Annotated in this window: 25 protein-coding genes; 12 read left to right on the plus strand and 13 right to left on the minus strand. The window is 64.8% G+C overall.

Annotated features, from left to right (window positions below):
- Window positions 1-11: 11 nt before the first annotated feature.
- Together EN857_RS24185 and EN857_RS24190 are read right to left on the minus strand one after the other, a co-directional pair.
- Window positions 12-1,256: an MFS transporter gene (locus EN857_RS24185; RefSeq protein ID WP_127311464.1), complete on the minus strand. Its 1,245-nt coding sequence runs from the start codon at window positions 1,254-1,256 to the stop codon at window positions 12-14.
- A 112-nt stretch (window positions 1,257-1,368) separates the two neighbouring features.
- Window positions 1,369-2,595 carry an MFS transporter gene (locus EN857_RS24190; protein ID WP_127392645.1) on the minus strand — a complete coding sequence of 409 codons (1,227 nt, stop codon included), beginning with the start codon at window positions 2,593-2,595 and terminating at the stop codon, window positions 1,369-1,371.
- Between the two features lie 119 nt (window positions 2,596-2,714).
- On the opposite strand from EN857_RS24190, the gene EN857_RS24195 reads away from it, so the two are divergent.
- Both EN857_RS24195 and aspS read left to right on the plus strand, forming a co-directional pair.
- Window positions 2,715-3,473, plus strand: coding sequence for a DeoR/GlpR family DNA-binding transcription regulator (locus EN857_RS24195; RefSeq protein WP_127392644.1), 759 nt, complete (start codon window positions 2,715-2,717; stop codon window positions 3,471-3,473).
- Window positions 3,474-3,597: 124 nt separating this feature from the next.
- Window positions 3,598-5,385 (plus strand): aspartate--tRNA ligase, encoded by a 1,788-nt coding sequence (aspS, locus tag EN857_RS24200; RefSeq protein WP_187331420.1) that lies wholly within the window; start codon window positions 3,598-3,600, stop codon window positions 5,383-5,385.
- Between the two features lie 231 nt (window positions 5,386-5,616).
- On the opposite strand, the gene EN857_RS24205 is transcribed toward aspS, so the two are convergent.
- On the minus strand, window positions 5,617-6,807 hold the full coding sequence (locus tag EN857_RS24205; RefSeq protein WP_128346469.1) for a hypothetical protein: 1,191 nt from the start codon (window positions 6,805-6,807) through the stop codon (window positions 5,617-5,619).
- A 52-nt stretch (window positions 6,808-6,859) separates the two neighbouring features.
- The gene (locus EN857_RS34870; protein ID WP_187331422.1) at window positions 6,860-7,243 is read right to left on the minus strand and encodes a hypothetical protein; all 384 of its coding nucleotides are present in this window, start codon (window positions 7,241-7,243) and stop codon (window positions 6,860-6,862) included.
- On the opposite strand from EN857_RS34870, the gene parC reads away from it, so the two are divergent.
- Entirely contained in the window at window positions 7,199-9,451 is a 2,253-nt protein-coding gene (parC, locus tag EN857_RS24210) for a DNA topoisomerase IV subunit A (RefSeq protein ID WP_127393785.1), read from the plus strand. The genes EN857_RS34870 and parC overlap by 45 nt on opposite strands.
- Window positions 9,452-9,786: 335 nt before the next feature.
- Window positions 9,787-10,992, plus strand: coding sequence for an AI-2E family transporter (locus EN857_RS24215; protein WP_128346470.1), 1,206 nt, complete (start codon window positions 9,787-9,789; stop codon window positions 10,990-10,992).
- On the opposite strand, the gene EN857_RS24220 is transcribed toward EN857_RS24215, so the two are convergent.
- The 3 genes from EN857_RS24220 to EN857_RS24230 all read right to left on the minus strand — a co-directional run bounded on the left by EN857_RS24220 (window position 10,980) and on the right by EN857_RS24230 (window position 13,384).
- Window positions 10,980-11,876 (minus strand): EamA family transporter, encoded by an 897-nt coding sequence (locus EN857_RS24220; protein ID WP_127393857.1) that lies wholly within the window; start codon window positions 11,874-11,876, stop codon window positions 10,980-10,982. The two genes, EN857_RS24215 and EN857_RS24220, sit on opposite strands and share 13 nt — an antisense overlap.
- 132 nt (window positions 11,877-12,008) lie before the next feature.
- A complete protein-coding gene (locus EN857_RS24225) occupies window positions 12,009-12,773 on the minus strand; it encodes an arginyltransferase (protein WP_127284216.1) in 765 nt (254 codons plus the stop codon).
- A gap of 140 nt (window positions 12,774-12,913) precedes the next feature.
- Window positions 12,914-13,384, minus strand: coding sequence for an RDD family protein (locus tag EN857_RS24230; protein WP_127393856.1), 471 nt, complete (start codon window positions 13,382-13,384; stop codon window positions 12,914-12,916).
- Between the two features lie 189 nt (window positions 13,385-13,573).
- Here EN857_RS24230 and sthA point away from each other — a divergent pair, with 189 nt between their 5' ends.
- Window positions 13,574-14,962 (plus strand): Si-specific NAD(P)(+) transhydrogenase, encoded by a 1,389-nt coding sequence (sthA, locus tag EN857_RS24235; RefSeq protein ID WP_127393855.1) that lies wholly within the window; start codon window positions 13,574-13,576, stop codon window positions 14,960-14,962.
- Between the two features lie 20 nt (window positions 14,963-14,982).
- Here the strand turns inward: sthA and EN857_RS24240 are convergent, their stop codons facing one another.
- Window positions 14,983-15,642: an alpha/beta hydrolase gene (locus EN857_RS24240; protein WP_135859281.1), complete on the minus strand. Its 660-nt coding sequence runs from the start codon at window positions 15,640-15,642 to the stop codon at window positions 14,983-14,985.
- A gap of 204 nt (window positions 15,643-15,846) precedes the next feature.
- Here EN857_RS24240 and EN857_RS24245 point away from each other — a divergent pair, with 204 nt between their 5' ends.
- Window positions 15,847-17,076 carry an OpgC family protein gene (locus EN857_RS24245; protein WP_245493527.1) on the plus strand — a complete coding sequence of 410 codons (1,230 nt, stop codon included), beginning with the start codon at window positions 15,847-15,849 and terminating at the stop codon, window positions 17,074-17,076.
- Between the two features lie 3 nt (window positions 17,077-17,079).
- Here EN857_RS24245 and EN857_RS24250 read toward each other — a convergent pair whose 3' ends face one another.
- Window positions 17,080-18,156 (minus strand): LacI family DNA-binding transcriptional regulator, encoded by a 1,077-nt coding sequence (locus EN857_RS24250; RefSeq protein ID WP_127393075.1) that lies wholly within the window; start codon window positions 18,154-18,156, stop codon window positions 17,080-17,082.
- Between the two features lie 175 nt (window positions 18,157-18,331).
- Between EN857_RS24250 and EN857_RS34875 the strand changes: the two genes are divergently transcribed.
- Together EN857_RS34875 and EN857_RS34880 are read left to right on the plus strand one after the other, a co-directional pair.
- The gene (locus tag EN857_RS34875) at window positions 18,332-18,475 is read left to right on the plus strand and encodes a hypothetical protein (protein ID WP_187331414.1); all 144 of its coding nucleotides are present in this window, start codon (window positions 18,332-18,334) and stop codon (window positions 18,473-18,475) included.
- Window positions 18,476-18,533: 58 nt separating this feature from the next.
- Window positions 18,534-18,683 carry a hypothetical protein gene (locus EN857_RS34880; protein ID WP_187331415.1) on the plus strand — a complete coding sequence of 50 codons (150 nt, stop codon included), beginning with the start codon at window positions 18,534-18,536 and terminating at the stop codon, window positions 18,681-18,683.
- Between the two features lie 9 nt (window positions 18,684-18,692).
- On the opposite strand, the gene EN857_RS24255 is transcribed toward EN857_RS34880, so the two are convergent.
- Both EN857_RS24255 and EN857_RS24260 read right to left on the minus strand, forming a co-directional pair.
- Window positions 18,693-19,067 carry a DUF423 domain-containing protein gene (locus EN857_RS24255; protein ID WP_135859282.1) on the minus strand — a complete coding sequence of 125 codons (375 nt, stop codon included), beginning with the start codon at window positions 19,065-19,067 and terminating at the stop codon, window positions 18,693-18,695.
- Window positions 19,068-19,103: 36 nt separating this feature from the next.
- Window positions 19,104-20,357, minus strand: a complete 1,254-nt coding sequence (locus EN857_RS24260; protein WP_135859283.1) for a multidrug efflux MFS transporter — start codon at window positions 20,355-20,357, stop codon at window positions 19,104-19,106.
- Between the two features lie 118 nt (window positions 20,358-20,475).
- Between EN857_RS24260 and EN857_RS24265 the strand changes: the two genes are divergently transcribed.
- Window positions 20,476-21,141, plus strand: coding sequence for a GntR family transcriptional regulator (locus EN857_RS24265; RefSeq protein WP_127393080.1), 666 nt, complete (start codon window positions 20,476-20,478; stop codon window positions 21,139-21,141).
- A 58-nt stretch (window positions 21,142-21,199) separates the two neighbouring features.
- Complete coding sequence (locus EN857_RS24270) at window positions 21,200-21,460, plus strand: DUF982 domain-containing protein (protein WP_127393078.1); 261 nt, start codon at window positions 21,200-21,202, stop codon at window positions 21,458-21,460.
- A 25-nt stretch (window positions 21,461-21,485) separates the two neighbouring features.
- Here the strand turns inward: EN857_RS24270 and EN857_RS24275 are convergent, their stop codons facing one another.
- Window positions 21,486-21,632: a hypothetical protein gene (locus tag EN857_RS24275; RefSeq protein ID WP_127284226.1), complete on the minus strand. Its 147-nt coding sequence runs from the start codon at window positions 21,630-21,632 to the stop codon at window positions 21,486-21,488.
- 184 nt (window positions 21,633-21,816) lie between these two features.
- Between EN857_RS24275 and EN857_RS24280 the strand changes: the two genes are divergently transcribed.
- Window positions 21,817-22,788, plus strand: coding sequence for a glycosyl transferase family 90 (locus EN857_RS24280; RefSeq protein WP_127393079.1), 972 nt, complete (start codon window positions 21,817-21,819; stop codon window positions 22,786-22,788).
- A gap of 12 nt (window positions 22,789-22,800) precedes the next feature.
- Here the strand turns inward: EN857_RS24280 and EN857_RS24285 are convergent, their stop codons facing one another.
- Window positions 22,801-23,844 (minus strand): aldo/keto reductase, encoded by a 1,044-nt coding sequence (locus EN857_RS24285; protein ID WP_135859284.1) that lies wholly within the window; start codon window positions 23,842-23,844, stop codon window positions 22,801-22,803.
- A 200-nt stretch (window positions 23,845-24,044) separates the two neighbouring features.
- Between EN857_RS24285 and ppk2 the strand changes: the two genes are divergently transcribed.
- Window positions 24,045-24,965 (plus strand): polyphosphate kinase 2, encoded by a 921-nt coding sequence (gene ppk2 / locus EN857_RS24290; protein WP_127284229.1) that lies wholly within the window; start codon window positions 24,045-24,047, stop codon window positions 24,963-24,965.
- The last annotated feature ends 141 nt before the right edge of the window (window positions 24,966-25,106 follow it).

A 25,106-nucleotide genomic window follows, 5' to 3' on the forward strand; every position in this document is an offset into this window, starting at 1 on the left:
CCGCCGCAAGGTCATGGCTCGCTCGATCCATCGGAATCGCCGCTGCGCCGCGCCAGCCGCGCGAACACCGTCGATGTGCGCAAGAGCGCGGTGAAAGGGCTGCGTCTGTCGGCCGGCACGCCGGAGCGCACCTGCATGCGGTAAAGAATGACGAGAATCAGCACCGCGTAGACCATGGCACTGAACACAAACAGGGCGCCCGGTCCGAAATATTGCATCGCCGCCGAGGCCGCGAACGGGCCGCCGATGGCGCCGAACGAATAGAACAGCATCAGGGCCGCGTTGATCAGCACGAACTCGCCTTTGTCGGCGCGGTCGTTGGCATGCGCTGCGGACAGCGAAAAGAGCGGCATGGCGAAGCTGCCGAAGATGAAGACGATGACGAAGTTGAGGAACGGGTCGGCGCCCGCCAGGAACACCAGTGCCAGTGCTGCGAGCATCGCGCAGCAGGTGGTCGCCAGCAGCACCGAGCGCCGGTCCCGGCGGTCGGAGAGATAGCCGAGCGGATACTGGATCAGGGCGCCGCCGAAGATGCCGACGCTGACGAAGGTCACGACATCGGCGACCGACATGCCGATCTGCTCGGCATAGACGGGCGAGAGCGTGCGGAAGGCGCTGTTGGTGACGCCGACGGCGATGCAGCCGATCGAGCCGAGCGGCGAGATGCGCCAGACGCGCGGCAGGTCGAGCTTGACGTCTTCCGGCGGCGTCGGGTTGGAGCGGTCGCCGAGTGAGACCGGCACCAGCGACAGCGTGATCATCATCGACATGATGGCGAAGATGGCAAAGCCGCCGGCGCCGAAGATCGGTATCAGGAACTGCGCGCTGGTGACCGAGCCGATGTCGACCATGCGGTAGATGGCAAGCACGCGTGCGCGGTCCTTGTTGGTGACGCCGGAGTTCAGCCAGGCTTCCATTACGGTGAACAGGCCGGCGAAGCAGAAACCGCCGGCAAAGCGCACCGCGCACCACATGACAGGATCGATGACCAGCACCAGGAGCAGTGTACCGGCCGAAGCGGTGGCGGCGAGCGCCGAGAAGGTCCTGACATGGCCGACCGCCTTCAGGATGCGGGTGACTGCCAGGCAGCCGAGCAGGAAGCCGGCGAAGTAGAAGGTGCCCATCAGGCCGATGACGGGGGCGGAAAAGCCTTCCTGCGCGCCGCGCAGCGCGATCAGCGTGCCCTGCAGCCCGTTGCCGCCAAGCAGGATGCCGGCGGCGATGAGGAGGGGGATCAGCGGGCGTATCGAGGACATAGGGGAAGGCAATCACATGTTGGTGATCCTTCTTGGACCAACACCACCACCAATGCCAGCGGCAATTATGGGGCCAATGGCGCTTGCTTAGGGGCCGTATTGGGAGCGGCGCTCAGGCCTTGCCCGCCGGCGCCAATGCTCTCGCCCGCGCCGGATCGGCAGCTTCGTTCGCCGGCGCGGCGGACTTGGCCGGCCGGCGTCCGAGCGAACCCGCGGTCAGCAGGCTGAGCACGATGAACGGGATGCCGATGCCGAAGGCCGAGCGGATGCCCCAATGGTCGGAGACGAAGCCGAGCAGCGGCGGGCCGAGCAGAAAGGCGACGAAGGAGATCTGCGACAGCGCCGCGACATTGATTGCCGCGGAGCGGTCCGTGCGCTGAGCGGCGGCTGAGATCGCCAGCGGGAAGATGGCGCTGGTGCCGATGCCCAGAAGCGCAAAGCCCAGCAATGAGAAAAACGGTGCCGGCGACAGGAAGACCAAAAGCACGCCCGCCGCCATTGTCGCCAGCAGCACGCGCGCCACGCCGCTCGGCGAGTGGCGATCGACGAAACTGTCGGCGAAGAAGCGGGTGGTCGCTTGCGAGAACGCGAACAGCGCCACGGTGAAGCCGGCGACGAAGGGGCCGGTGTCGAACACGGTGCGCATGTAGATCGCCGACCAGTCGATGCTGGCGCCTTCCAGCAGCATCGCCGACAGCGTCACGGCGACCAGGACCAGGATCGGCAGTGTCGGCCGCGCGAACATGGGCGCGGCATCGCCGCTGCCGGCGTGGCGGGCGGGCGCCGGCTCGTAGCCGCCGAGAAAGAGCATCATCGACAGGGCCACCATCGGCACGACGAGGGCGAGGTGGAGTTGCGGCGACAGTCCGAGATGCGCGAGCGCTCCTCCGAACAGCCCGGCGCCGAAGAAGCCGATGCTCCAGAACGAGTGCGCCCGGTTCATGATCCGGCGTCCGAGCAGGAACTCGGTCCTGTCTGCCTCGACATTGAGGACGATCTCGACGCTGCCGATCATCAAGCCGACCGGAAGCAGCATCAGGAACAGCGCAAGCGGCCCCGGCGCGTGCACGGCGAGCGCGTAGGCGGTCGCAATGAGCGGCACGAGGCCGAGCAGCGCGCGGCGGAAGCCGACCCGCTCCAGCAATGGCGCCGCCAGCGTCAGCGCGATCAAGGTGCCGATCGGCGTCCCGATCAGGCTGAGCCCGAGCGTGCCGTCCTCGATGTCCATGGCGCGCTTGATGTCGGGAAGCCGCGGAAAGATGTTGCCCATGGCGAAGGAATAGATCGCGAACCCGGCATAGACGCGGTGTTGAGGGGCAAGGCTGAGACCAAAACGCATCGCGGTGTTTTCCTTGAAGGGAGCAGACGGCTGGGTTTGCCAGCGGTCCGACAAGAGTCACTTCTTGCATAAACGTGCAAAACATGCAAGAACGTGTATAGCGAAATCAGGGTCATGCAATGCTGACGGATCAACGGCACCAGATCATCCGCGACCGTCTCGCGGTCGAGGGCAGGGTGCTGGCCGGGGAGCTGGCGAGCCACTTCGGCGTTTCCGAGGACACGGTCCGGCGCGACCTCAGGGAGCTGGCGAAGGCGGGCGAGTGTCGCCGCGTCTACGGCGGCGCCGTCGCATCGGCACCTTTGGCCGCGGCAACAGTCGGCCAGCGCAGCGGCCATGCGGTCGAGGAGAAGATGCGGCTGGCGAGCGCGGCGGTGAGGCTGCTTTCCGCCGGGCAGAGCCTGTTCATCGATGGTGGCAGCACCAATGCGGCGATCGCCAGGGCCATTCCGCGCGAGCTCGACCTGACCGTCGCCACCAATTCGCTCGGCGTTGCCTCGGCGCTGTCCGATCACCCGCAGGTCGAGTTGATCGTGCTCGGCGGCAGGTTCGTCCGCGAGCTCGGAACCTGCGTCGGCGCCGACACGCTGGCCGCCATCGCGCAGCTTGGCGCCGATCTGTGTTTCCTGGGCTCCTGCGGCCTCGACGCCGCGCGTGGCGTGACGGCTTTCGATTCGGCGGAGGCCGAGGTGAAGCGGGCCATGGCCAGGAACAGCACCGGCATCGTGGTCGCCGTCACCAACGACAAGCTGGCCACCGCCGCGCCCTACCGCGTCGCCAGGGCCGAAGCGATCCGCCACCTTGTGGTGGAAAAGTCGGCGCCCGCCGCGATCCTTGCCGATTTCGAACGCCAGGGCGCCGAAATCCACTTTGCTTGAGAGGCTGAGGCGGCGCTTCTGTGTGACCGCTTGCCTTGACAAAACCGGCCTCCCATGCGCTTTTCGCGCCAATTTTCGAGCCGGGCCGTCGGTCCGCAATCAGCATCCGGACTTCACCATGACAATGCATCGTTACCGCAGCCATACCTGTGCCCAATTGAGAAAGAGCGACGTCGGCACTTCCGTCCGCCTGTCGGGCTGGGTGCATCGCGTGCGCGACCATGGCGGCCTGCTGTTCATCGACCTGCGCGACCATTACGGCCTCACCCAGATCGTCGCCGATCCGGATTCGCCGGCCTTCAAGATTGCCGAGACGGTGCGTGGCGAGTGGGTGATCCGCGTCGATGGCGAGGTCAAGGCTCGCCTGCCGGAGACGACGAACGCCAATCTGCCGACCGGCGAGATCGAGATTTTCGCGCGCGAGATCGAGGTGCTGTCGGCGGCCAAGGAACTGCCGCTGCCGGTGTTCGGCGAGCCTGACTATCCCGAGGACATCCGCCTGAAGTACCGCTTCCTCGACCTGCGTCGCGAGACGCTGCACAGGAACATCGTGGCGCGGACGAAGATCATCGCCGAGATGCGCAAGCGCATGGGCGAGGTCGGCTTCACTGAATTCTCGACGCCGATCCTGACCGCCTCGTCGCCCGAAGGCGCGCGCGACTTCCTGGTGCCGTCGCGCATCCATCCCGGCAGCTTCTACGCGCTGCCGCAGGCGCCGCAGCAGTACAAGCAGCTGATCATGGTCTCCGGCTTCGATCGCTATTTCCAGATCGCGCCCTGCTTCCGCGACGAGGACCCGCGCGCCGACCGTCTGCCCGGCGAATTCTACCAGCTCGACCTCGAAATGAGCTTCGTCGAGCAGGACGACGTGCTGTCGACGATGGAGCCGGTGCTTCGTGATGTGTTCGAGACTTTCGCCGCCGGCAAGCCGGTGACGCAGAAATTCCGCCGCATCCCCTATGACGAGGCGATGCGCACCTACGGCTCGGACAAGCCGGACCTGCGCAACCCGATCGAGATGCAGGCGGTGTCGGACCATTTCCGCGACTCCGGCTTCAAGGTGTTCGCCAACATCCTGGCCAACGATCCGAAGGCCGAAGTCTGGGCCATTCCCGCCAAGACCGGCGGCAGCCGCGCCTTCTGCGACCGCATGAATTCCTGGGCGCAGGGCGAGGGCCAGCCGGGCCTCGGCTACATCTTCTGGCGCAAGGAGGGCGACAAGCTCGAAGGCGCCGGTCCGATCGCCAAGAACATTGGCGAGGAGCGCACCGAAGCGGTGCGCCAGCAGCTTGGCCTCGCCGATGGCGACGCCGCCTTCTTCGTCGCCGGCGACCCGAAGAAGTTCGTCTCCTTTGCCGGTGCCGCGCGCACCCGCGCAGGCGAGGAACTGAACCTCGTCGACCGCGACCGTTTCGAGCTCTGCTGGATCGTCGACTTCCCGTTCTTCGAGTGGAACGAAGAAGAAAAGAAGATCGACTTCGCCCACAACCCGTTCTCAATGCCGCAGGGCGGTATCGAGGCGCTGGGCGGCGAGGATCTGCTCGGCATCAAGGCGTTCCAGTACGACATGGTCTGCAACGGCTTCGAGATCGCCTCCGGCGGCATCCGCAATCACCTGCCGGAGACCATGGTCAAGGCGTTCGAAACGGTCGGGCTCGACCGCGCCACCGTCGAGGAGCGCTTCGGCGGCCTCTACCGCGCCTTCCAGTATGGCGCGCCGCCGCATGGCGGCATGGCGGCCGGCATCGACCGCATCGTCATGCTGCTGGTCGGCGCCAAGAACCTGCGCGAGGTCACCATGTTCCCGATGAACCAGCAGGCCTACGACTTGCTGATGAACGCGCCTTCGGAAGCCACCCCGCAGCAGCTGCGCGAACTGTCGCTGCGCGTGGCAGTGGCCAAGAAGGACTGACGGTAGCGTTGCAGCTGCTCTTTCTCCCCGTCTCTATACGGGGAGAAATGTCCGGCAGGACAATGAGGGGCAGCGCGGACGTCGGCGATTTGCGAGTGGTCGCAGCAGCTGAAGCCTTCCGACAGGCAATCGGGTCCGAATTGGATTCCATATTTGCCGGCGTCGGCGCTGCCCCTCATCCGCCTGCCGGCACCTTCTCCCCGTAGAACGGGGAGAAGGCAGCTAGTCCGATCAGTCCTCGTTGGCCTTGACCTTGACGCCGAGCGTCTTCGGCAGGTCGAGCGGGTTCGACATCGCACCAGCCATGATCAGCGCGAACGGCACAGCGGCCGGCGGCTCGGCCGAAATCTCCAGGCTCTTCGGGTCGTCGAGATATTTGCCGACCGCCGTCGTCACCTCGGCCGTCAGCTCCGGATTGTTGAGCTGCGCCATGCCGAACGGCACGATCGCCTTGGCCTGGTTAGCGATGTCCTTGCCCGACATGCCCTGCTGCTTGCCGACATATTCCAGCACCTTGTTGGTCAACGAATCGTCGTCGAAGCGGATCGAGGCGCTGTTGAACGAAAGCTGCTGCAGCAGGCCGAGCATGGCCATGCCTTGCGCCGAATTGTCTGCGCCCTCGGGCTGCGCGGCCATCTTCTTCTGCATCTCCTGCAGCGACTTGATGAAGTCGAGCGTATAGCCGCCGAGGCCGAAGGTCATGCCGAGCTTGCCGGCATTGTCGACAGCGATGTCGTATTTCGACAGTTCCATCTTGCCGTCCGCCGGCTGCCAGGTGCCGGCGATGTCGATATTGCCCGAAATGTTCTGGTAGCCGAGCGCTTCGATGGCTTCCTTGGACTTGGGGTCGTCGACCAGGGTCAGGTCGGCATTGAACTTTTCCGTCGTGCCGGAAAAGTTCATCGCCTTGCCATCCTCCGGCGGGGTGATCTCGATCGCCAGGCCGTCCATCGAGAAGGCGGTCTTGTCGGCAACCTTGACCGTCAGGTTGGAGAGCTCGGCCGACTTGTACATCATCAGCGAGCCGAGCGGGCCGGTGGCGCCCTCGGCCGGAACCGTCATGTCATGGATGACGAACGGGCTGAGCGACAGCGTGACGCCGTCCTTGCTGTGCTCGAGGGCCGCGGTCGAGACGGTCTCGATGTCGTAGCCGCCAGCGGCTTCGCTGACGCCTTCGAGCTTGACGTCGCCGATGGTCAGGGGCTCCTTTTCGCCCGCCGGCTTCACGGCCACGCCCTGCAGCACCATGTTGGACTCATCGCCGCTCACCCCGGTCCAGGAGATGTCGACGCCCTGGGCGGCAAGCGCCGCCTTGAGGCGATCGGCGACGGCGGTGTCCTGCGCGAAGGCGGCATTGAGCGGCAGCGTCAGCAGGAAGGTCGAGAAGGCCAGTTTCTTGAGAGTTGAGCGTTGGATTGTCATGGCGAAGTCCCCTGAGAGTTGTCCTGAAATTGCTTTTTGATCCTATGCGCCATCACCATTCCGCGACGAACTGGACGGGAAAAAGGCGCCTCCCGGCACAATGGTCGAAAATCGCGGTGAAAGGCAAATAGCGGGCCGACCTGTTCGCTTGAAGCGGTGAATTTGTCATGAAGATCGGGTTTCCATCCGGCATCGCCCTGCCATAGACAGGGCATGTAACAGGTTGATGTTGGCTGGCGCCGTCATGCGGTGACAGGTGTTGCAGTCGGGCCGCAAATTGGCCTGCGCGCTTCGCCAATTCCGTGAAATCCGTCACACCCATGGGCTTGAGGCAAGCGGATTGGGCCAGCCGGCGCTTGCCGCGAATCACCCGCTCGGCTAGTGCAAACCCATGGGAAAAAGGCTTTTGCCGCCTGAAGATGGCGGCGGTGACCATATCGAACCGGTCGATCTGAAGAAGGCGCTCGAGGAGCGCTATCTCGCCTATGCGCTGTCGACCATCATGCACCGGGCATTGCCGGATGTGCGCGACGGGCTGAAGCCCGTGCATCGCCGCATCATGCATGCCATGCGGCTGCTGAGACTCAATCCCGACCAGGGCTTCGCCAAATGCGCGCGCATCGTCGGCGAGGTGATGGGCAAGTTCCATCCGCATGGCGACCAGTCGATCTACGACGCGCTGGTCCGCCTGGCGCAGGATTTCTCGATGCGCTACCCGCTGGTCGACGGGCAGGGCAATTTCGGCAACATCGACGGCGATAACGCCGCCGCCATGCGCTACACCGAAGCGCGCATGACCGAAGTGGCGACGGAGCTGCTTGCCGGCATCACCGAGGATGCCGTCGACTATAGGCCGACCTACAATGAGGAGGACGAGGAGCCGGTCGTGCTGCCCGGCGCCTTCCCCAACCTGCTCGCCAATGGCTCGTCCGGCATTGCCGTCGGCATGGCGACTTCGATTCCGCCGCACAATGCCGCCGAGCTTTGCGACGCAGCGCTTCATCTGATCGAGAATCCCGACGCGCCGGTGACGGCGCTGATGGACTTCGTCCAGGGTCCGGATTTCCCGACCGGCGGCATCATCGTCGACAGCCACGCCTCGATCCTCGAAGCCTATGAGACGGGCCGCGGCGGCTTCCGCGTCAGGGCGAAATGGGGCCAGGAGGACCAGGGCAGGGGCACCTGGAGCATCGTCGTCACCGAGATCCCCTACGGCGTCCAGAAGGCGCGGCTGATCGAGAAGATCGCCGAGCTCCTGATGGCGCGCAAACTGCCGCTGCTCGAAGACATCCGCGACGAGAGCGCCGAGGATATCCGCATCGTGCTGGTGCCGAAGAGCCGCACCGTCGATCCCGGCATCCTGATGGAATCGCTGTTCAAGCTGACGGAGCTCGAAAGCCGCTTCCCGCTCAACATGAACGTGCTGTCGCGCGGCAAGGTGCCGAACGTGCTGTCGCTGAAGGGCGTGCTCAAGGAGTGGCTGGAGCATCGCCGCGACGTCCTCATCCGCCGTTCGAAGCACCGCCTCGGCGAGATCGAAAAGCGCCTCGAGATTCTCGCCGGCTACCTGATCGCCTACCTCAACATCGACGAGGTGATCAGGATCATCCGCGAGGAGGATGAGCCCAAGCAGGTGATGATGGCCCGCTGGTCGCTCACCGACACCCAGGCCGAAGCCATCCTCAACATGCGCTTGCGCGCCCTGCGCAAGCTGGAAGAGATCGAGATCCGCAAGGAGTTCGACGGGCTCACCGCCGAGAAGAAGCAGATCGAGGCGCTGCTGGCGTCCAACGCCAAGCAGTGGGCGACGATCAAGTGGGAAGTCACCAGCATCCGCGACAAGTTCGGGCCAGAGACCGAACTCGGCAAGCGCCGCACCCAGTTCGCCGACGCGCCCGAGCATGACCTGACCGACATCGCGCACGCCATGATCGAGCGCGAGCCGGTCACCGTGGTCGTCTCCGAAAAGGGCTGGCTGCGGGCGATGAAGGGTCATCTGACCGACCATTCGCAGTTCACCTTCAAGGAAGGCGACAGCCTCAAGCTAGCCTTCCACGCCCAGACCACCGACAAGATCCTGGTCTTCACGACGGGCGGCAAGTTCTACACGATCGGGGCCGACCGTCTGCCGGGCGGGCGCGGCCATGGCGAGCCGATCCGCATCATCGTCGACATGGAGAACGACCAGGATATCGTCACCGCCTTCGTCCACGATCCGAAGCGCAAGCTGCTTCTCGTCTCCTACGACGCCAACGGCTTCATCGTTCCGGAGGAAGAGGTCGTCGCCAACACCCGCAAGGGCAAGCAGGTGATGAACGTCAAGTCGCCGGACGAGGCCAAGCGCTGCATTCCGCTCTCAGGCGACCACCTCGCCATCGTCGGCGAGAACCGCAAGATGCTGGTGTTCCCGCTCGCCGAGATCCCGGAGATGGGGCGCGGCAAGGGCGTGCGCCTGCAGAAGTACAAGGATGGCGGCGTGCTGGACATCAAGCCCTTCACGCTCGAAACCGGCCTCAGCTGGCAGGATTCGGCCGACCGCACCTTCATCCGCTCGCGCGAAGAACTGGCCGAATGGATCGGCGCCCGCGCCGCCGCCGGCCGCATGGTGCCGAAGGGGTTCCCGAGGACGGGGAAGTTCGGCTAGCGAAGCTCCCCCTTCTCCACTTGTGGGGTGAGAAGCGGTCCGAGCTAGCGGACGAAAAGCCAATTGCTTGGCTTTTCGAGGTTCGAACGCCCTGAGCCTGCGAAGGGCCGGGCGGTGGCCGATCCACCCCGGCCGGGTCCCCGCTGCTTCGCAGCGTCCCGGCGTTCCCTGGCCTTTCACCGTGCCACTGGCACGATGAATTCGCCTTCGGCGAACCGGCTGCTCACCCCACAAGGGGAGAAGGAAGACCTCCGCCCAATCATTTGGACTATCGTCACGATTGCTGCACTATGATGGTGCACAGGCAAACCCGGGGGCAGGGGAGAAACGCGCGCTTGAAGCAGACCGAGATCCAGAAACCGGGGCAGCGGCTGTTCGGCCTGTCGACGCCGCTCAGGGCCGCCGTCATCCCGCCACTGTCTGCGGCGCGCTGGCTGTTGGTGCTGATCGTCGCCGCCGGCGTCTATTTCTTCCACGGCTTCCTGTTCCCGGTTCTGGCCGCCCTCGTCATCGCTTTCGCCAGCTGGCCGCTCTACCGCCGCCTGCTGGCCGCCGTCGGCGGTAACCGCACCATCGCCGCCACCTTCGCCATCCTCTTCATCCTCACCTTCCTGGTGGTGCCGATCGCGCTTGCCGGCACCTATGCCATCAACGAGGTCCGGGAATGGGTCGGGTGGGCGATCGAGACCAACCGCCACGGCGCGGTGACGCCGCACTGGATCGCCACCATGCCGATCGTCGGCGAATGGCTGAACGAGCAGTGGACGACCAATCTCGGCCATCCGGGCGGCATCGGCGAACTGATCCAATTGGTCAGCGGCGCCAATATCGGCAGCATCTATCGCGGCGCGCTCGCCGCCGGCGGCAGCGCGTTCGGCCTGCTTTTGACGCTGCTGTTCATGATGATCGCGCTGTTCTTCGCCTATCGCGATGGCGAGCATTTCGCCGCGCAGGTCGACCGCCTCGGCGAGCGCATCCTGCCGACCCGCTGGGAGCGGATCTCGCGCGTGGTGCCGGCGACGATCTCGTCCACCGTCACCGGCATGACCATCATCGCCATCGGCGAGGGGGTGGTGCTTGGCGTCGCCTACTGGCTGGCCGGCGTGCCGTCGCCGGTGACGCTCGGCGCCTTGACCGGCATCATGGCGCTGATCCCCGGCGGCGCGCCGCTCTCCTTCACGCTGGTGTCGATCTACCTTGCCGCCAGCGGCTCGCCAATGGCGGGCCTGGCGCTTTTTGCCTGGGGCGCGGTCGAGCTGTTCATCGTCGACAAGACGCTGCGCCCCAAGCTGGTCGGGGGGCCGATCAAACTGCCTTTCCTGCCGACCTTTTTCGGCCTGATCGGCGGCGTCAAGACGATGGGCTTCCTCGGCCTGTTCATCGGCCCGGTGCTGATGGCGCTCTTGGTCGCGATCTGGCGCGAGTGGCTGCGTGAGGTCGAGCTGATGGACGATTCCGCTGCCACGGCGCTTGCTGAGACCAAGGACGGCCCGCCGCAGATCGAGATCGCCACGGAAAAGAAGAAGATTCAGACCGGGTGACTGACGGCCAGCGTAGCGCGGCGCTTGCGCCCCTCATGCAACTGCCACAGCGAATGGCCGACAAGCGTCACGATCAAGATCGCGCCGCCGATCAGGCTGTTGCGCGACGGCGTCTCGGAGAAGATCATCCAGACCCAGACCGGCGCCAGCACCGTTTCCAATAGGTAGAACATCGCCACTTCCGGCCCTGAGATGTATTTCGGCCCGTTGGCCAGGCAGAAGAACGAGATCGGCATAATCACCGCGCCGTTGAAGATGATCCACCACGGCGCGTCCACCTGAAAGCCGGTCTTCGAGACCATGAAGGCGGCGACGGTGAAGGGCAGCACCACGCCGATGAGCGAGGTGAAGCCCATGTCCTTGCCGCTGGCGCGCGAGATGGTGATCGCGCAGGCGACGCAAAGCGCGGAGCACAGGGCCATGACATCGCCGAACAGATATCCGTTGCCGATGGAGTCGCCGACGATGATGGCGACGCCGACGATCATCAGCGCCAGTGCCGCCAGCGTCAGCGGCCGTGGTCGTTCTTTCAGGAACAGCCAGGACAGCAGCGCCGAGAACATGGTGGTGAAGGCGAGGATGAAGACGAGGTCGGCGGTCGAGGTGTTGTAGACGGCGGTGATGAAGGCGATCGAGCCGAGCCCGTAGAGCGTCGCCACCGCAAGCCCCGCCCGCCCGGGAACGAGTTGCGGCGCCCGGTCGCTCAGCGAGCGCCAGACCGCCCAGATGACAAGTCCGGCAAGGAAAGTGGTGCCGGTGCGCAGCAACAGGATCGTCCATGCCTCGCCATGGGCGAGCCTGATCAGCGGGATGTCGACGGTCAGCGTCATGCCGCCGATGGCGGTCAGCAGAAGGCCTTTCTGGTGGTCGTGGTGGGAGGACATGTCGGCAATTCTCGCAATGGAATTTGCAGGCGGACGGCCAGCAGCGCGATAGCGCATTCTCTCGCCGTTCGGCGGCAAGACCAGCATCCCGCTGCTTGAAACAGTTTTAAGGTCGGGCTTGGAAAGGGTTAGTCAGCGCGTGACCGCTTCGTGCTCGTAGCGTTCCCAGCCTTTCGGGCCGAGATGCTCCTGCGGCATGAAGCGCATTTTATAGCTCATCTTGCGCGAGCCGTTGACCCAGTAGCCGAGATAGACATGGGGCAGGCCCATGGCTCTCGCTCGGGCGATATGGTCGAGGATCATGAAGGTGCCGAGCGAGCGGTCCTCGAAGTCCGGATTGAAGTAGGAATAGACCATCGACAGGCCGTCGGCCATCTTGTCGGTCAGCGCCACCGCGATCAGCTCGCCCTGACCCTTGCCGGTTATGAAAGTGTCGGGGCCGCGCCGCCTGTATTCGATGATCTTGGTGTCGACATGCGTGTCTTCGACCATCATGGCGTAGTCGAGCACCGTCATGTCCGACATGCCGCCGCGGCGATGGCGGGCGTCGAGATAGGCGCGGAACAGCGAGTATTGCTCGGTCGACGGCTGCGCGTCGTGCATGGCGCCGACGAGGTCGGCATTGTGCTGGATCACCCGCTTCATGTTGCGGCTTGCGGTGAATTCCTGCGCCAGGATACGCACCGACACACAGGCGCGGCAGGTTTCGCAGGCGGGCCGGTAGGCGATGTTCTGCGAGCGCCGGAAGCCGCCTTGCGTCAACAGGTCGTTCATCTCGGGCGCCTTGTCGCCGACGAGGTGAGTGAACACCTTGCGTTCGAACTGGCCCTCCAGATACGGGCACGGCGACGGCGCGGTCAGGAAGAACTGCGGCGACTGGGTCGGGTGCTGCGTCATGGATTCCGGGAAACGCTCCTACGAATCGCCTTACCTTTGGCCCGACCGGCGAAAAATTCAACAGGATTGTGGAGCGGTTGCTGACTGAGGGCCTTCATAATTGCGCATAAGCGCCCGCGTTCGCCCTCGAAAATGCTGTTTCAACGATCTGTACGGCTCACCACCGTGCCAAGCAGCAAGTCGTGCAGCGTGCGCTTGCGGTCCGAAAACAGCGTCACCAGGAGCACCAGCGGCGTCAGGATGACGTTGCCGGCCCAGAACAGCACCGAATGCACGACAGCGGTCAGCCCGTCGATGCGGGTGCCGTCAAGGCGGTCGAGCCGGATGCCCATCAGCTTCATGCCGGTGGTCGCCTGGTCGGCGCTGCCCAGCGTGTTCCAGATGTAGAGAACGGCGACCGCCGGCACGAGCACCGAAAACAGCATCCAGCCGAGGCCAAACGTCAGCAGCCCGAGGACGGCGACCAGGATGGCGAAGGGAATGGTGAGCAGCCCGATGATCAGATAGTCGATCAGGCAGGCAAGAATGCGCCGGGTGCGCACGCCGTCATGGGCCCTGACGTCGTCGAGCCTGCTGGTAATGATTTCGCCGTCAAGTACACGCGCGTTCATGTCATGCCCTCGTAACCGGGCCCGCGATAGGGTGCGGGCGATCCGCCATTGAAATGGTGAAAGCCGATGGCGGAATCAAGATCGTCGGTCGGGGTGCGACGTGCGGAGGTCGCTCGAGCGGTTGAATTCACGGCAAGGATGGCGTTAGCTTGCTGCGGCGCAACAAGACGCCGAGGGGACGGGGGTATTATGGACTATGACATGCTGGTCATCGGCAGCGGCCCTTCGGGGCGCCGCGCCGCGGTGCAGTCCGCCAAGCTCGGCAAATCGGTGCTGGTGGTCGACAGGGGCCGGCGCCTCGGCGGCGTCTCGGTGCACACCGGCACCATCCCGTCGAAGACACTGCGCGAGACGGTGCTCAACCTTTCCGGCTGGCGCGAGCGCGGCTTCTATGGACGCGGCTACCGGGTCAAGCAGGACATTTCGGTCAGCGACCTCATTGAGCGCCTGCACAAGACGCTCGACCACGAGGTCGAGGTGCTGCAGCACCAGTTCATGCGCAACGCGGTCAAGAGTTCGCGCGCCACGGCGAAATTCCTCGGCCCCAACAAGGTCAGCCTGACGAGCGACAATGGCGACTATAGCGAGGTCGGCTTCGCCAATGCGCTGATCGCCGTCGGTACCAGGCCGCACCGGCCGCGCGACGTGCCGTTCGACAAGACCCGCGTCTTCGACAGCGACGAGATGCTGGAGCTCGACCGGCTGCCGCGCACGCTGACTGTGATCGGCGCCGGCGTCATCGGCGTCGAATATGCCACCATCTTTTCGGCCCTCGATGTGCCGGTGACGCTGGTCGAGCCGCGCAACACCATCCTCGATTTCGTCGACCGCGAGATCGTCGACGACTTCATCCACCAGATGCGCGATCGCGGCATGACCATCCGCCTCGGCAGCACGGTCAAGGAGATCACCTCAAAGCCCGATTATGCCGAGGTCACCCTTGCCGATGGCCGCACCATCCGCTCCGAGATCGTGCTTTATGCCGCCGGCCGCAGCGGCAATCTCGGCAGCCTCGGCCTCGACGTGGTCGGCATCGAGTCCGACTCCAGGGGCCGCATCAAGGTCGACGCGAACACGTTTCAGACCAGCGTGCCCAACATCTACGCCACCGGCGACGTCATCGGCTTCCCGAGCCTTGCCTCGACCTCGATGGAGCAGGGCAGGGTGGCCGCCTGCCACGCTTTCGGCGTGCTGTTGCCGCCGCCGCCGGAAACCTTTCCATATGGCATCTACGCGGTGCCCGAAATCTCCACCGTCGGCCAGTCGGAGGAGCAGGTGCGCGAGAGCGGCGCCGCCTACGAGGTCGGCGTGGCGCGCTTCCGCGAAACCTCGCGCGGCCACATCATGGGCGTCAACTCTGGCTTCCTGAAACTGCTGTTCTCGGTCGAAACGCGCCGGCTGCTCGGCGCCCACATCGTCGGCGAGGGCGCCACTGAACTCATCCATATCGGCCAGGCGGTGATCAATCTCGGCGGCACGGTCGACTTCTTCGTCAACAACACCTTCAACTACCCAACCCTGGCCGAAGCCTACAAGATCGCAGGCCTGGACGCGTGGAACCGGATGGGGCAGGGATAGGCCTTCCGGTCCTGATCCACTCACGCCACGGCTGGATCCGCCATCCATTGCCTGACCATGGCCGCGTCCGGGTCGCCGATCTCATGTCCCGATGCAACGATGCGAGCATCGACCGTGGCGCCGCGCTGGCTTAGCAGCGTCACCAGCGCCGGCGCGAACGGGCCGTAGGTGAGGTCGGAGGCGCCGGCGATCATCAGCACCTTCGTGCCGCCGAGATTCGTCGGCGGTGTCTCGTCGAGCACCGGCATCGGCCGCAGGAGTGCTGCCCGCCGGACCAGACCGGGATGAAGCAGCATCAGGCTCGAGACCAGATTGGCGCCGTTCGAATAGCCGAGGAAGGTCGCACGGGAGAGATCGAGCCCGTGGCGCTTCGTCGCCTCGGCAACGAAGGTGGCGAAGGTGTCCGTCTCCGTGCGGATGCTGGCCTGCTCGAAGCTGGTCGGCGTGATCCGCTCGAACCAGCGAAAGCCGTCCTCTTGCGGGATTCGACCGCGCGCCGCGACCAGCGCGGCCCTGGGCGCGATCTGTCTCGCAAACGGTACCAGCGTGGTTTCATCGACGCCGGATCCATGCAGCAGGAACAGGCATTCGCCGCTTGCGCCGGATGGCTTGATGAAGCGATGGAGGAAGCTCAAGTCATAGAAGACGCCGCCATCGTCAGTATATTCAGGCACGCTCATATCCTTTTGATTTCATGGCTGTTTCGTTGATTTGCCGGCTTCAAAACGGATTATTTTCTTGCTCCGCGAAAGTTGATTGAACCAGGCTTACTTCAGTCCGTTTCTGCGCCGATACACTCCCTCTCACGGGAGGAATCAAAGCGGTGCGCCGGGGGTCGCATTGCCCGAATGAACGACCAGCTTTGAGGCCTTTTGTCGATGACCATGCCAGTTTCGCCCGGACGGGACACACGTATCCACGATCGCGATACGCGTATCCACGATCGCGATACGCGTATCCACGATCGCGACACGCGTATCGACGTGTTTCGCGCGCTCGCGCTGCTCACCATCTTCATCGACCATGTGCCTGGCACAATGTTCGAGACGCTGACCTACAAGAATTTCGGCTTCTCGGACGCGGCCGAAGCCTTTGTGCTGATCTCCGGCATGTCGGTGGCGCTCGCCTACGGCAGCAAATTCCAGCCCGGCGGCCGGCTGCTGGCGACGCTGAAAATGTGGCGGCGCGCCGGCGTGCTCTATGCCGCCCACATCGTCACGACCATGGTGGTGATGGCGCTGTTCTGCGCCGCAGCGGTGTTCGCCCGGCGGCCGGAGCTGCTGAAGCTGATCAACATCGAGCCGCTGATGAAAAACACGCCGGAGGTGCTGGTCGGCATCGTCACGCTCGGCCACCAGCTCGGCTACAACAACATCCTGCCGGTCTATGCGGTGCTGCTTTTGCTGGCGCCGGCCTTCCTGCTGTTGATCAGCTACAGGCCGGTGCCGGCGCTTGTACTGTCGGCTGCCCTGTGGCTGATCGCCGGCATCTGGCAGATCGCGCCGCCGAACTATCCGGAGCCCGGCTTCTGGTTCCTCAATCCGCTGTCCTGGCAATTCCTGTTCAACATCGGCCTCGCAGCCATGCTGCATGTCAGGCGCGGCGGAACCATTCCGGTCAATCGCTGGCTGGTCGGGGCCGCCGCCGCCTATGTGCTGACGGCGCTGGTCTGGGTGCACAGCCCGCTCTGGGGCCGCATATCCTGGCTCGACCTGCCGGTGGTGCTGACCGGCTTCGACAAGACCTTCCTGTCGCTGCCCAGGCTCCTGCACATATTGGCGGTGAGCTATCTGATCGTCGCGCTGCCGGCGGTCTCGAACCTGTTCCGCACCAGCACCGACCATCCGCTGGCCATCCTCGGCAAGCGCTCGCTGCCGGTGTTCATCGCCGGCACGGTTCTCGCCATGGTGGCGCAGGTGCTGAAGCTGATCAATCCGGGCGGCTTTGCCTACGACACGCTGCTGATATCGGCCGGCATCGCCATGCAGTTCGCGCTCGCCTTCTATCTCGAATGGCTGTCGGCCATCGGTTCACTGGGCCGGAAGCCGGTCCGCGGCGAGGCGCCGGCGCGACCAACGTTCGTCGCCCAGCCGATGGCCGCTGGCAATCGCTGAGGATCAGGCCTTCGCCGGCCCGGTCGATGCCCTGACGACGAGTTCGACGCCGAGCATCTCGCGCCGCACCGCGCCATCGAAATCGAGGATCATCCGCGCCGCCCGACGGCCGATCTCCGCAATCGGCTGGGCGATGGTGGTGAGCTGAGGTCTGCTCAGCAGGCCATCCGGCACGCCATCGAAGCCGACGACCGAGACGTCGCCCGGGACGTTCAGGCCGCGCTCCGTCAGCCAGTCGATCGCGACCATGGCCATCCGGTCCGACATCGCCAGGATCGCGGTGGGCGGCTCGCCGCTGGCGAAGATGGCCTCGAGGCCGGCCCTGGTGGTGGCCGCCTCGTTTTCGGTCTCGTAGACCGGCACCCTGGTGGTATCGACGCCGAAGCGGGCAAGCTCCTCGAAATAGCCGGCAAGTCGATCGCGCGTTGCCGTGTAGAGCGCCGTCCCGAGCCGCCCGGGCATCACAAGACCGGTGCTGCCGTCGACGAAAGGCAGCGACAGGACGGCGAAGCGGCGATGCCCGAGTTCGCCAAGATGACGCGCGGCCAGCCTGGCGCCGGCGATGTTGTCGATGCCGATCATCGAGATGGTGTCGTCATCGAAGCCGATCGCGAGCGCGACGAAGGGAAGCCTCCGTTCGCGCGTCAGTTCCACGAGGCGAGGACCGCCCTCGATGCAGAACAGGATGAAGCCGTCGACCAGGGCGCTCTGGATGTTCCAGGCGAGCTTCTCGTCATTCTGAGCCGACACCAACGCGATCCCGGCGCCGGTGGCGTCGCATGCCTGGGAGATGCCGGCCATCATCACACGGGCAAAAGGATCGTCGAAGAAATAGGAGAGGGGCTCGGTTGTGCAGACGCCGATGGCGTTGACCTTGCCGGCGCGCAGCAGCCGGCCCTTGGGGTCGGGACCGGCATAACCCATCGCTTCCGCCACCGCCTTTACCCGCTCGCGCACTTCCGCGCGCACGATCTCGGGGCGGCTGAAGACGTTGGAGGCCGTGCCGTGCGAGACCCCGGCGGCCTTGGCGATATCGGCCAGCCGGATGGGTCGTGCCTGGCCTTCGACGAGTGCTGCCATGTCAGTTCTCCGAACCTCTAGCGCTGCAATACATGGACGGGGATCGATCTCCGGTCCATCTATCATTTTTCTTGGATCGATTCAAATATTGCTTGACTGTATCGCCTGGCGGCGTATTCTTGAATCGATCCAATCGGCAATTCGGCCGATGGAGCAGGTTGAAAAGGAGGGTGCCATGCATCCGGTCAACTTTCTGTTCGAGGACGTCTACCGCAACGATTGGGGCATTGCCTCGGCCACGCTCAGCGAAAAGCGCCGCGGCAAGGCAAGTCCATGGAAGTGCGAGCTGCGCTTTATCGTGGATCGTAAGCGCGGCTGACCGATCCGCTTTTTCTGTATCGGTGGATTGGATCGATTCAATTCTCGGGAGAACAGTCATGCATCCGATAAGCCATCTGTTCGAGGACATCTATCGCAACTACTGGGGCATCTCACCCGCCAGCGACCGGCCCGAACGGCGGCGCCTGACGAGGCCGGCAGTGCGCAACCGCGACTGGCTGGCAAGACGCAAGCGCCGGCAGGACTGATCCCCGACCTCAGGGCCGGTTCTGGATCAGCGCCGATCCCGCGATCGCCAGCCAGCCGGCGATCAGCAAGGTGCCGCCGATCGGCGCCGACATCGGGAACAGCCGCGATCCCAGGAAGTCGCGGGCGAGAAGATCGCCGCAGAACAGCACCAGACCGACAAGCAGGAGCAGGCTCGCAATTCGCAACGGGCGGCCGGCGCCGATCAGCCCGACGGCGAGGAAGACCGGCGCATGCATCAGCAGGAAGGACGCAGCCGTGCCGACGAAGGCGCCGCCGAGATGCGCCGCCGCGGCCGACAGCGCCACGCCCGCCGCGCCGCAAAGGCCGCCGGCAAGAACGAGGATGCGGCTGCCGGATTTTGCCGGGTGTTCGGCCAAGCTCATGGATGTCTCCGTCGTAGCGAGCGATACGCAGGCCGCTCAGGGCTTGCCGGGTTCCAGCACCATATGCCTTGCCCGCCGCGACTGGACAATCCAGTTGTAGACCGCGCCGCCGGCCATCAGCACCGACGTGCCCAGAAAAACCGAGCGCATGCCGAAATGGCCGCCGGCGAAGCCGCCGAGCAGTGGCCCGGCCACCTGGCCGACATACTGCGCCGAGATCGACAGGCCCAGCACGTTGCCGCCGACGCCGTCGGGAACGTTGTGGCGGATGACGCTGGTGATGCAGGGCAACAGGCCGCCCAGCGCCAGGCCCATCAGGAAGCGCAGGCCGATCAGCTGCCAGCCCTCGGTGACGAAGGCCTGCGGGATCAACAGCAGGGCCGAAACGCCAAGTGCCGCGATCACGACGTTCCAATGGCCGATGCGGTCGGCCAGCCTGCCCAGCCACGAGGCCGACAGGATGGCGCCGAGCGCCGCCGCCGACATGACGACGCCGGCGACCAGCGTCACCCGGCTCTGGTCCTCGATCAACTGCTGCACATAGACGGTGATGATCGGCTCGATCGACATGGTGGCGAAGGCAAGCAGCATGCCGGTCGCCAGCATGGCGGCGACCGGCCGCTTGTCGGGGATCTGCGACCAGCCGCTTTTCGGCTTTGACGCAGCTTTGGTTTTGGCGGCCGGCGGGCGAGGGGTCTCCTTGATGAGAAAAGTCGTCGCCAGGAAGGCGAGGAAGATGACGCCGCCCGACAAAAGGAAGGTGGCGCGGATGCCGATCAGCGGCGGCAGCGCGCCGCCCAGCAGCGGGCCGACCAGGGATCCCGCGGTGATGCCGGCCGACAGCACGCCCAGCGCCCAGCCGGAACGCTCCTTCGGCGTCTGCATGGCGACCAGTATGGTCGAGCCCGACGAATAGCCGCCGGCAAAGCCGATCAGGAGACGCAGCAGCACCAGTTGCCAGACGGTCTCGACCATGCCGGTCAGCGACATGCAGATGGCCATGCCGAAGCTGGCCCGCACCAACATCAGCTTGCGGCCGTAGCGGTCGCCGAGCCGTCCCCACAGCGGCGCCACAAGTGCCGCCGCAAGGAAGGTGGCGCCATAGGCGATGCCCGACCATTGCACGATCGCCGCATGGCCCTTGGCGCCAAGCTGCTCGACATAGAGCGGCAGGAAGGGCAGCAGCAGGGTCATGGCGATGAGCGTGCTGAACGAGCCAGCAAAACAGACGGCGAGATTGCGGCGCCAGTGGACATTGTAGCCGCCGTGTTCGCTGCCGTTCTCGCTCATGTCATGCCTTGCCCGATCAGGGGGATTGTTGTGGACACCAATTTGGGATACCAAGTTGGTATCCGTCATGAACCTCAACCCTGTCGCTGTCAATGCGACCGTTATCAACGGAACCGCCATGTCGCAGATGCAGAGCGTCGAACGGCAGCTTCGCGAAATGATCCTCGGCCTCGAGATCGGGCCCGGCGAGCGCCTCACCGAGCGCTGGATCGAAAGCCGCTTCGCCGCCTCGCGCACCCCGGTCAGGGCGGCGCTGCTGCGGCTGGAGACCGAGGGCCTGATCTGCCGCGACGGACGCGGCTGGACCGTCTCGCCCATCAACCTCACCGAGCTCGAGCAGATCGCCGTCTATCGCGAGGCGGTCGAGGTGGCCGCTATCCGGATCACCTGCGCGCTGGAGGACAAGAGTGCCGTGGACCTCATCGAGGCGATGCTGGACTCCTGCGATGCCGCCACAGCGCGCGAGGAATGGCACCGCGTCGGCATGGATTTCCACATCGAGCTGGCCAGGCTTTCCGGCAACGACTTCCTGTTCCGGGCGGTACGCGATGCGATGACCAGGCTGTCGCGCGCCCGCTGGTTGGAGGTGCGCGACGAGGCGGCACTTGGCCGTGCCTGGGCCGAGCACCATGCGGTGCTGGCCGCCGTGCGGGCAGGCGATGCCGACGAGGCGGCACGGCTGCTTTCAACCCATATGGTCGGCAGCCGCGACCGGCTGGTGACATCGCTGCGCGACGACCGGCGCGGCCTGCGCGCCAGGGGCTTCGCCGTCGTCGCCGCCTGATCGCGATTCAGTTCGCTTTGGCTCTCGCTTCGCGTGCGCCGATGGCGTAAGAGCGGCGATGGAAAACAACCGGTTTGAAATACCCGTGACCGTCAAGTCGGCCACGGCGGGAACCAATCAGCTCTTGCGCACCGCGCGCGAGGCGTCTGACTATCTGCTCAACAGCTGGCCCGGCAAGCGCAGTGCCAAACACCGCGAAGCGCTGCAGGCCTGTCACGACGCTCTGGCCGGCGACAAGCCGGCGATGAATGCGAGGCGCGCCTTCATCGCGGCCGCCCGCGAAGTGAATGTCTTCGTCAGCGACAAGGCCTCCGCATAAGCGACGCGGCCTGCAGACTTCAAGATTACTTGGCCGTTTCCGCTTCCGTCTTGTCCGCGGGCTTCGAACGCTCCTTGGCGGCGACCTTGGCCGCCAGCTTCTCGGCCTTCTTGGCGGCCTTCTGGCGATCGCGCTCCTTGCGTTCCTGACCGTAGTTCGGTGCTCGCGCCATATCGCTTCCTTTCAACTGCGGGACTTGACGTCCTGCCTAGGAGCATTGGAGCGCAAACACAACGGCTGAAGCAAGAATAGGCGGACAATTATCCCGCCCTCGGTTCGGGGCTTGCAAGACAGGCGGCACAATGGTGTAGGAGAAATCTGCGCGCCAGCGCCAGGCTGATTGAAACGACGGACCGATGGCCACGCCTCTCCGAACCGCCGCCAAGGTGTTTTACTACGCGCGCAACTTCGCGCGCGACCTCGCTCCGCAGGCGCTGTTCCGTCGCCGGCTGGCGGGATGGCTGGAGCAGACACGGCGGTCGGACGGCTCGGTCCGCGAGCGGGTGAACTACTACAACAGGCTGGAGCGGCCCTTCGCGCCGAGCCCGGCCGCGGTGCCGGTCAGTCGCATGCCGTTTTCTCCGAGCATGTATTATTACGACCTCAAGGAATTTGCCCGCTATTTCGATCCGGCGCTGCTCATCGATCTCGAATTCGGTGATGTCATCGACGTCCCAAAGATGCCGGCGATCGTCAAGGACCGGCCGATCACGGACGGCAACGGCAATGCCGTGCTGATGAAGCTGGACAAGTTCCGCCACTTCCAGCTGCCGGCCGACCGGCAGCCCTTCGCCGACAAGCGTCCGCTCGTGGTCTGGCGCGGCGATCTCAACAACCCGATCCGCACGCGGTTCCTCGATGCCGTGCGCGACTTGCCGATCTGCGATGTCGGGACGCCGAAGAAGGAGGCCAAGGCCGAATACCAAAAACCCTATCTCACCATCGATGAGCAGCGGCGCTACCGCTACATCGTCTCGCTCGAAGGCAACGATGTCGCGACCAACCTCAAATGGATCATGAGCTCGAACTCGCTCTGCCTGATGCCGCCGCCGACCTACGAGACCTGGTTCGCCGAAAGCGAGGTCAGGGCCGATGTCCACTATGTGCCGCTGGCCCCCGACTTCTCCGATCTCGCCGACCGGGTGGCCTATTTCGAAAAGCACCCGGCCGAGGCCGAACGCATCGTCGCCGCCGCCAATGCCTATTGCCAGAAGTTCCGCAACGAGCGGGACGAGCAGGCGATCTCGCTGCTCGTCCTCTACAAATATTTCGTGCTCAGCGGCCAGGTCAAACCGGATCCCGAGGTCTGGCGTTTCATAACCGGCTGACCCTTCCGGCGATCAGACGTCGCTGCGGTCGAGCACCAGGTCGGCAGGCCCGAAGCGGCCCTTGGCCGTCAGCTGCTGGTGCCAATAGGGGTAGAGAACCGGCGGCCGGCTGACGGCGTCGAGCCGCGCCCGCTCATCGAAGGACAGCGTCAGGCTGGCGGCGGCGATGTTGTCCTTGAGCTGCGCCTCGCTGCGGGCGCCGATCACCAGCGACGACACCGCCGGCCGGCCGAGCAGCCAGGCGAGCGCCACCTGCGCGCCGGACACGCCCCTGGCCTTGCCGATGTCGACCAGCACGTCGACGATCCGCCACAGCCGGTCCTCGTCGCGGATCGGCGGTTCCGACCAGCCGCCGATCTGGCGGGCGGTCGGACTGTTGCGGTCGTATTTGCCGCTGAGCAGCCCGCCGGCGAGCGGGCTCCACACCAGCACGCCGAGCCCCTGGTCGACCGAGATCGGCAGCAGTTCGTATTCTGCCTCGCGCGCCTCCAGCGTGTAGTGGATCTGCTGGGTGACGAAGCGCGGCTGGTGGCTGCTGTCGCTGATGGCGAGTGCCTTCATCACCTGCCAGCCGGAATAGTTGGAGCACCCGACGTAGCGGATCTTGCCCTGGCTCACCAGCGTGTCGAGCGCGGCGACCGTTTCCTCGAGCGGCGTCACGCCATCCCATTCGTGCAGGAAGTAGATGTCGATGACGTCGGTCTTCAGCCGCTTCAGGCTCTTCTCGCACTCGCGGATCAGGTGGTGGCGCGACAGGCCCTCGTCATTGGGACCCTTGCCGATGCGCATGCGCGCCTTGGAGGCGATCAGCACATCGTCCTTGCGCTTGCCGCCGAGCGCCTCGCCGATGATCTCTTCCGAAATCCCGTTCGAATAGACGTTGGCGGTGTCGATGAGGTTGATGCCGGCATCGATGCAGAGGTCGATCATCCGGCTTGCTTCCTTGAGGTCGGTCCTGCCGACCGCCGCGAAGGCGCCGGCGCCGCCGAATGTCATGGTGCCGAGCGTCAATGTCGAAACCTTCAGCCCGGAACGGCCGAGTGTACGGTATTCCATTTGAGATCCTCGCAATCGCGTTGAGAGAGGCGCCACGAATGGGCAGCCCGAATAGGACAGCCTATTTGTAGGACAAGTTGCTCGGCTTGTCGCCCCATCGCGGCGACCGGTCGATCACATCTGGAGCAGCGGCATTGCAATAAAACCGTCATTGCCGGCCTTTATTGAAGTCGGCTCAGGATGGCGAACGGAGAAGCACGATGAGCGAACTGAAACCGAATTCCGGAGCCAGGGACTGGCTGGAAGCCGAACTCGCCGACACGCTCGACGAGGACTACGAGCTCGAGATATCGGAGCCGGCGCTGTCGCTCGAGATCGCCAAGATCTACAAGGAGTCGCATCCGCCCTCGATCGAACGCATGCAATATTTCCGAGACTTGCTGCGGCTCCAGTCCGAACTGATCAAGCTGCAGTCCTGGGTGGCCTATCACAAGAAGAAGGTCGTGGTGGTCTTCGAGGGCCGCGACTCCGCCGGCAAGGGCGGCGTCATCAAGCGCATCACGCAGCGGCTCAATCCGCGCATCTGCCGTGTCGTGGCGCTGCCGGCGCCGACCGAGCGCGAGAAATCGCAATGGTATTTCCAGCGCTACGTGCCGCATCTGCCGGCCGGCGGCGAGATCGTGCTGTTCGACCGCTCCTGGTACAACCGCTCCGGCGTCGAGCGGGTGATGGGCTTCGCCGGGCCGGACCAGGTCGAGGAGTTCTTCCACGACGTGCCGGAATTCGAGCGCATGCTGGTGCGCTCCGGCATCACCCTGGTCAAATACTGGTTCTCGATAACCGACGAGGAGCAGCAGATGCGCTTCCTGATGCGCATCCACGATCCGATGAAGCAGTGGAAGCTGTCGCCGATGGACCTGCAGTCGCGCGTGCGCTGGGAGCAGTATACCAAGGCCAAGGAAGAGACCTTCGCCCGCACCAACATTCCCGAGGCGCCATGGTTCATCGTCGAAGGCAACGACAAGAAGCGCGCCCGGCTGAACTGCATCGACCATCTCCTGCAGCAGTTTCCCTATGAGGAGGTGCCGCATGAGGAGATCACGCTACCGGAGCGCGTCTTCAACCCCGAATACGAGCGCCAGGTGCTGCCGCGCGAGCTTTACGTGCCGGAGAAGTATTAGCGTCTTCTCCTTCTCCCCGTTCACGGGGAGAAGGTGCCCGAAGGGCGGATGAGGGGCGGCGCCGACGTCAGCGATTGGGCCCTATTTCGCGGTCATTGGTCGTTTGTCGCTGATCTCCAACCGGCAGCGCTGCCCCTCATT

Source organism: Mesorhizobium sp. M4B.F.Ca.ET.214.01.1.1 (assembly GCF_004791545.1).
GTDB lineage: Bacteria > Pseudomonadota > Alphaproteobacteria > Rhizobiales > Rhizobiaceae > Mesorhizobium > Mesorhizobium abyssinicae.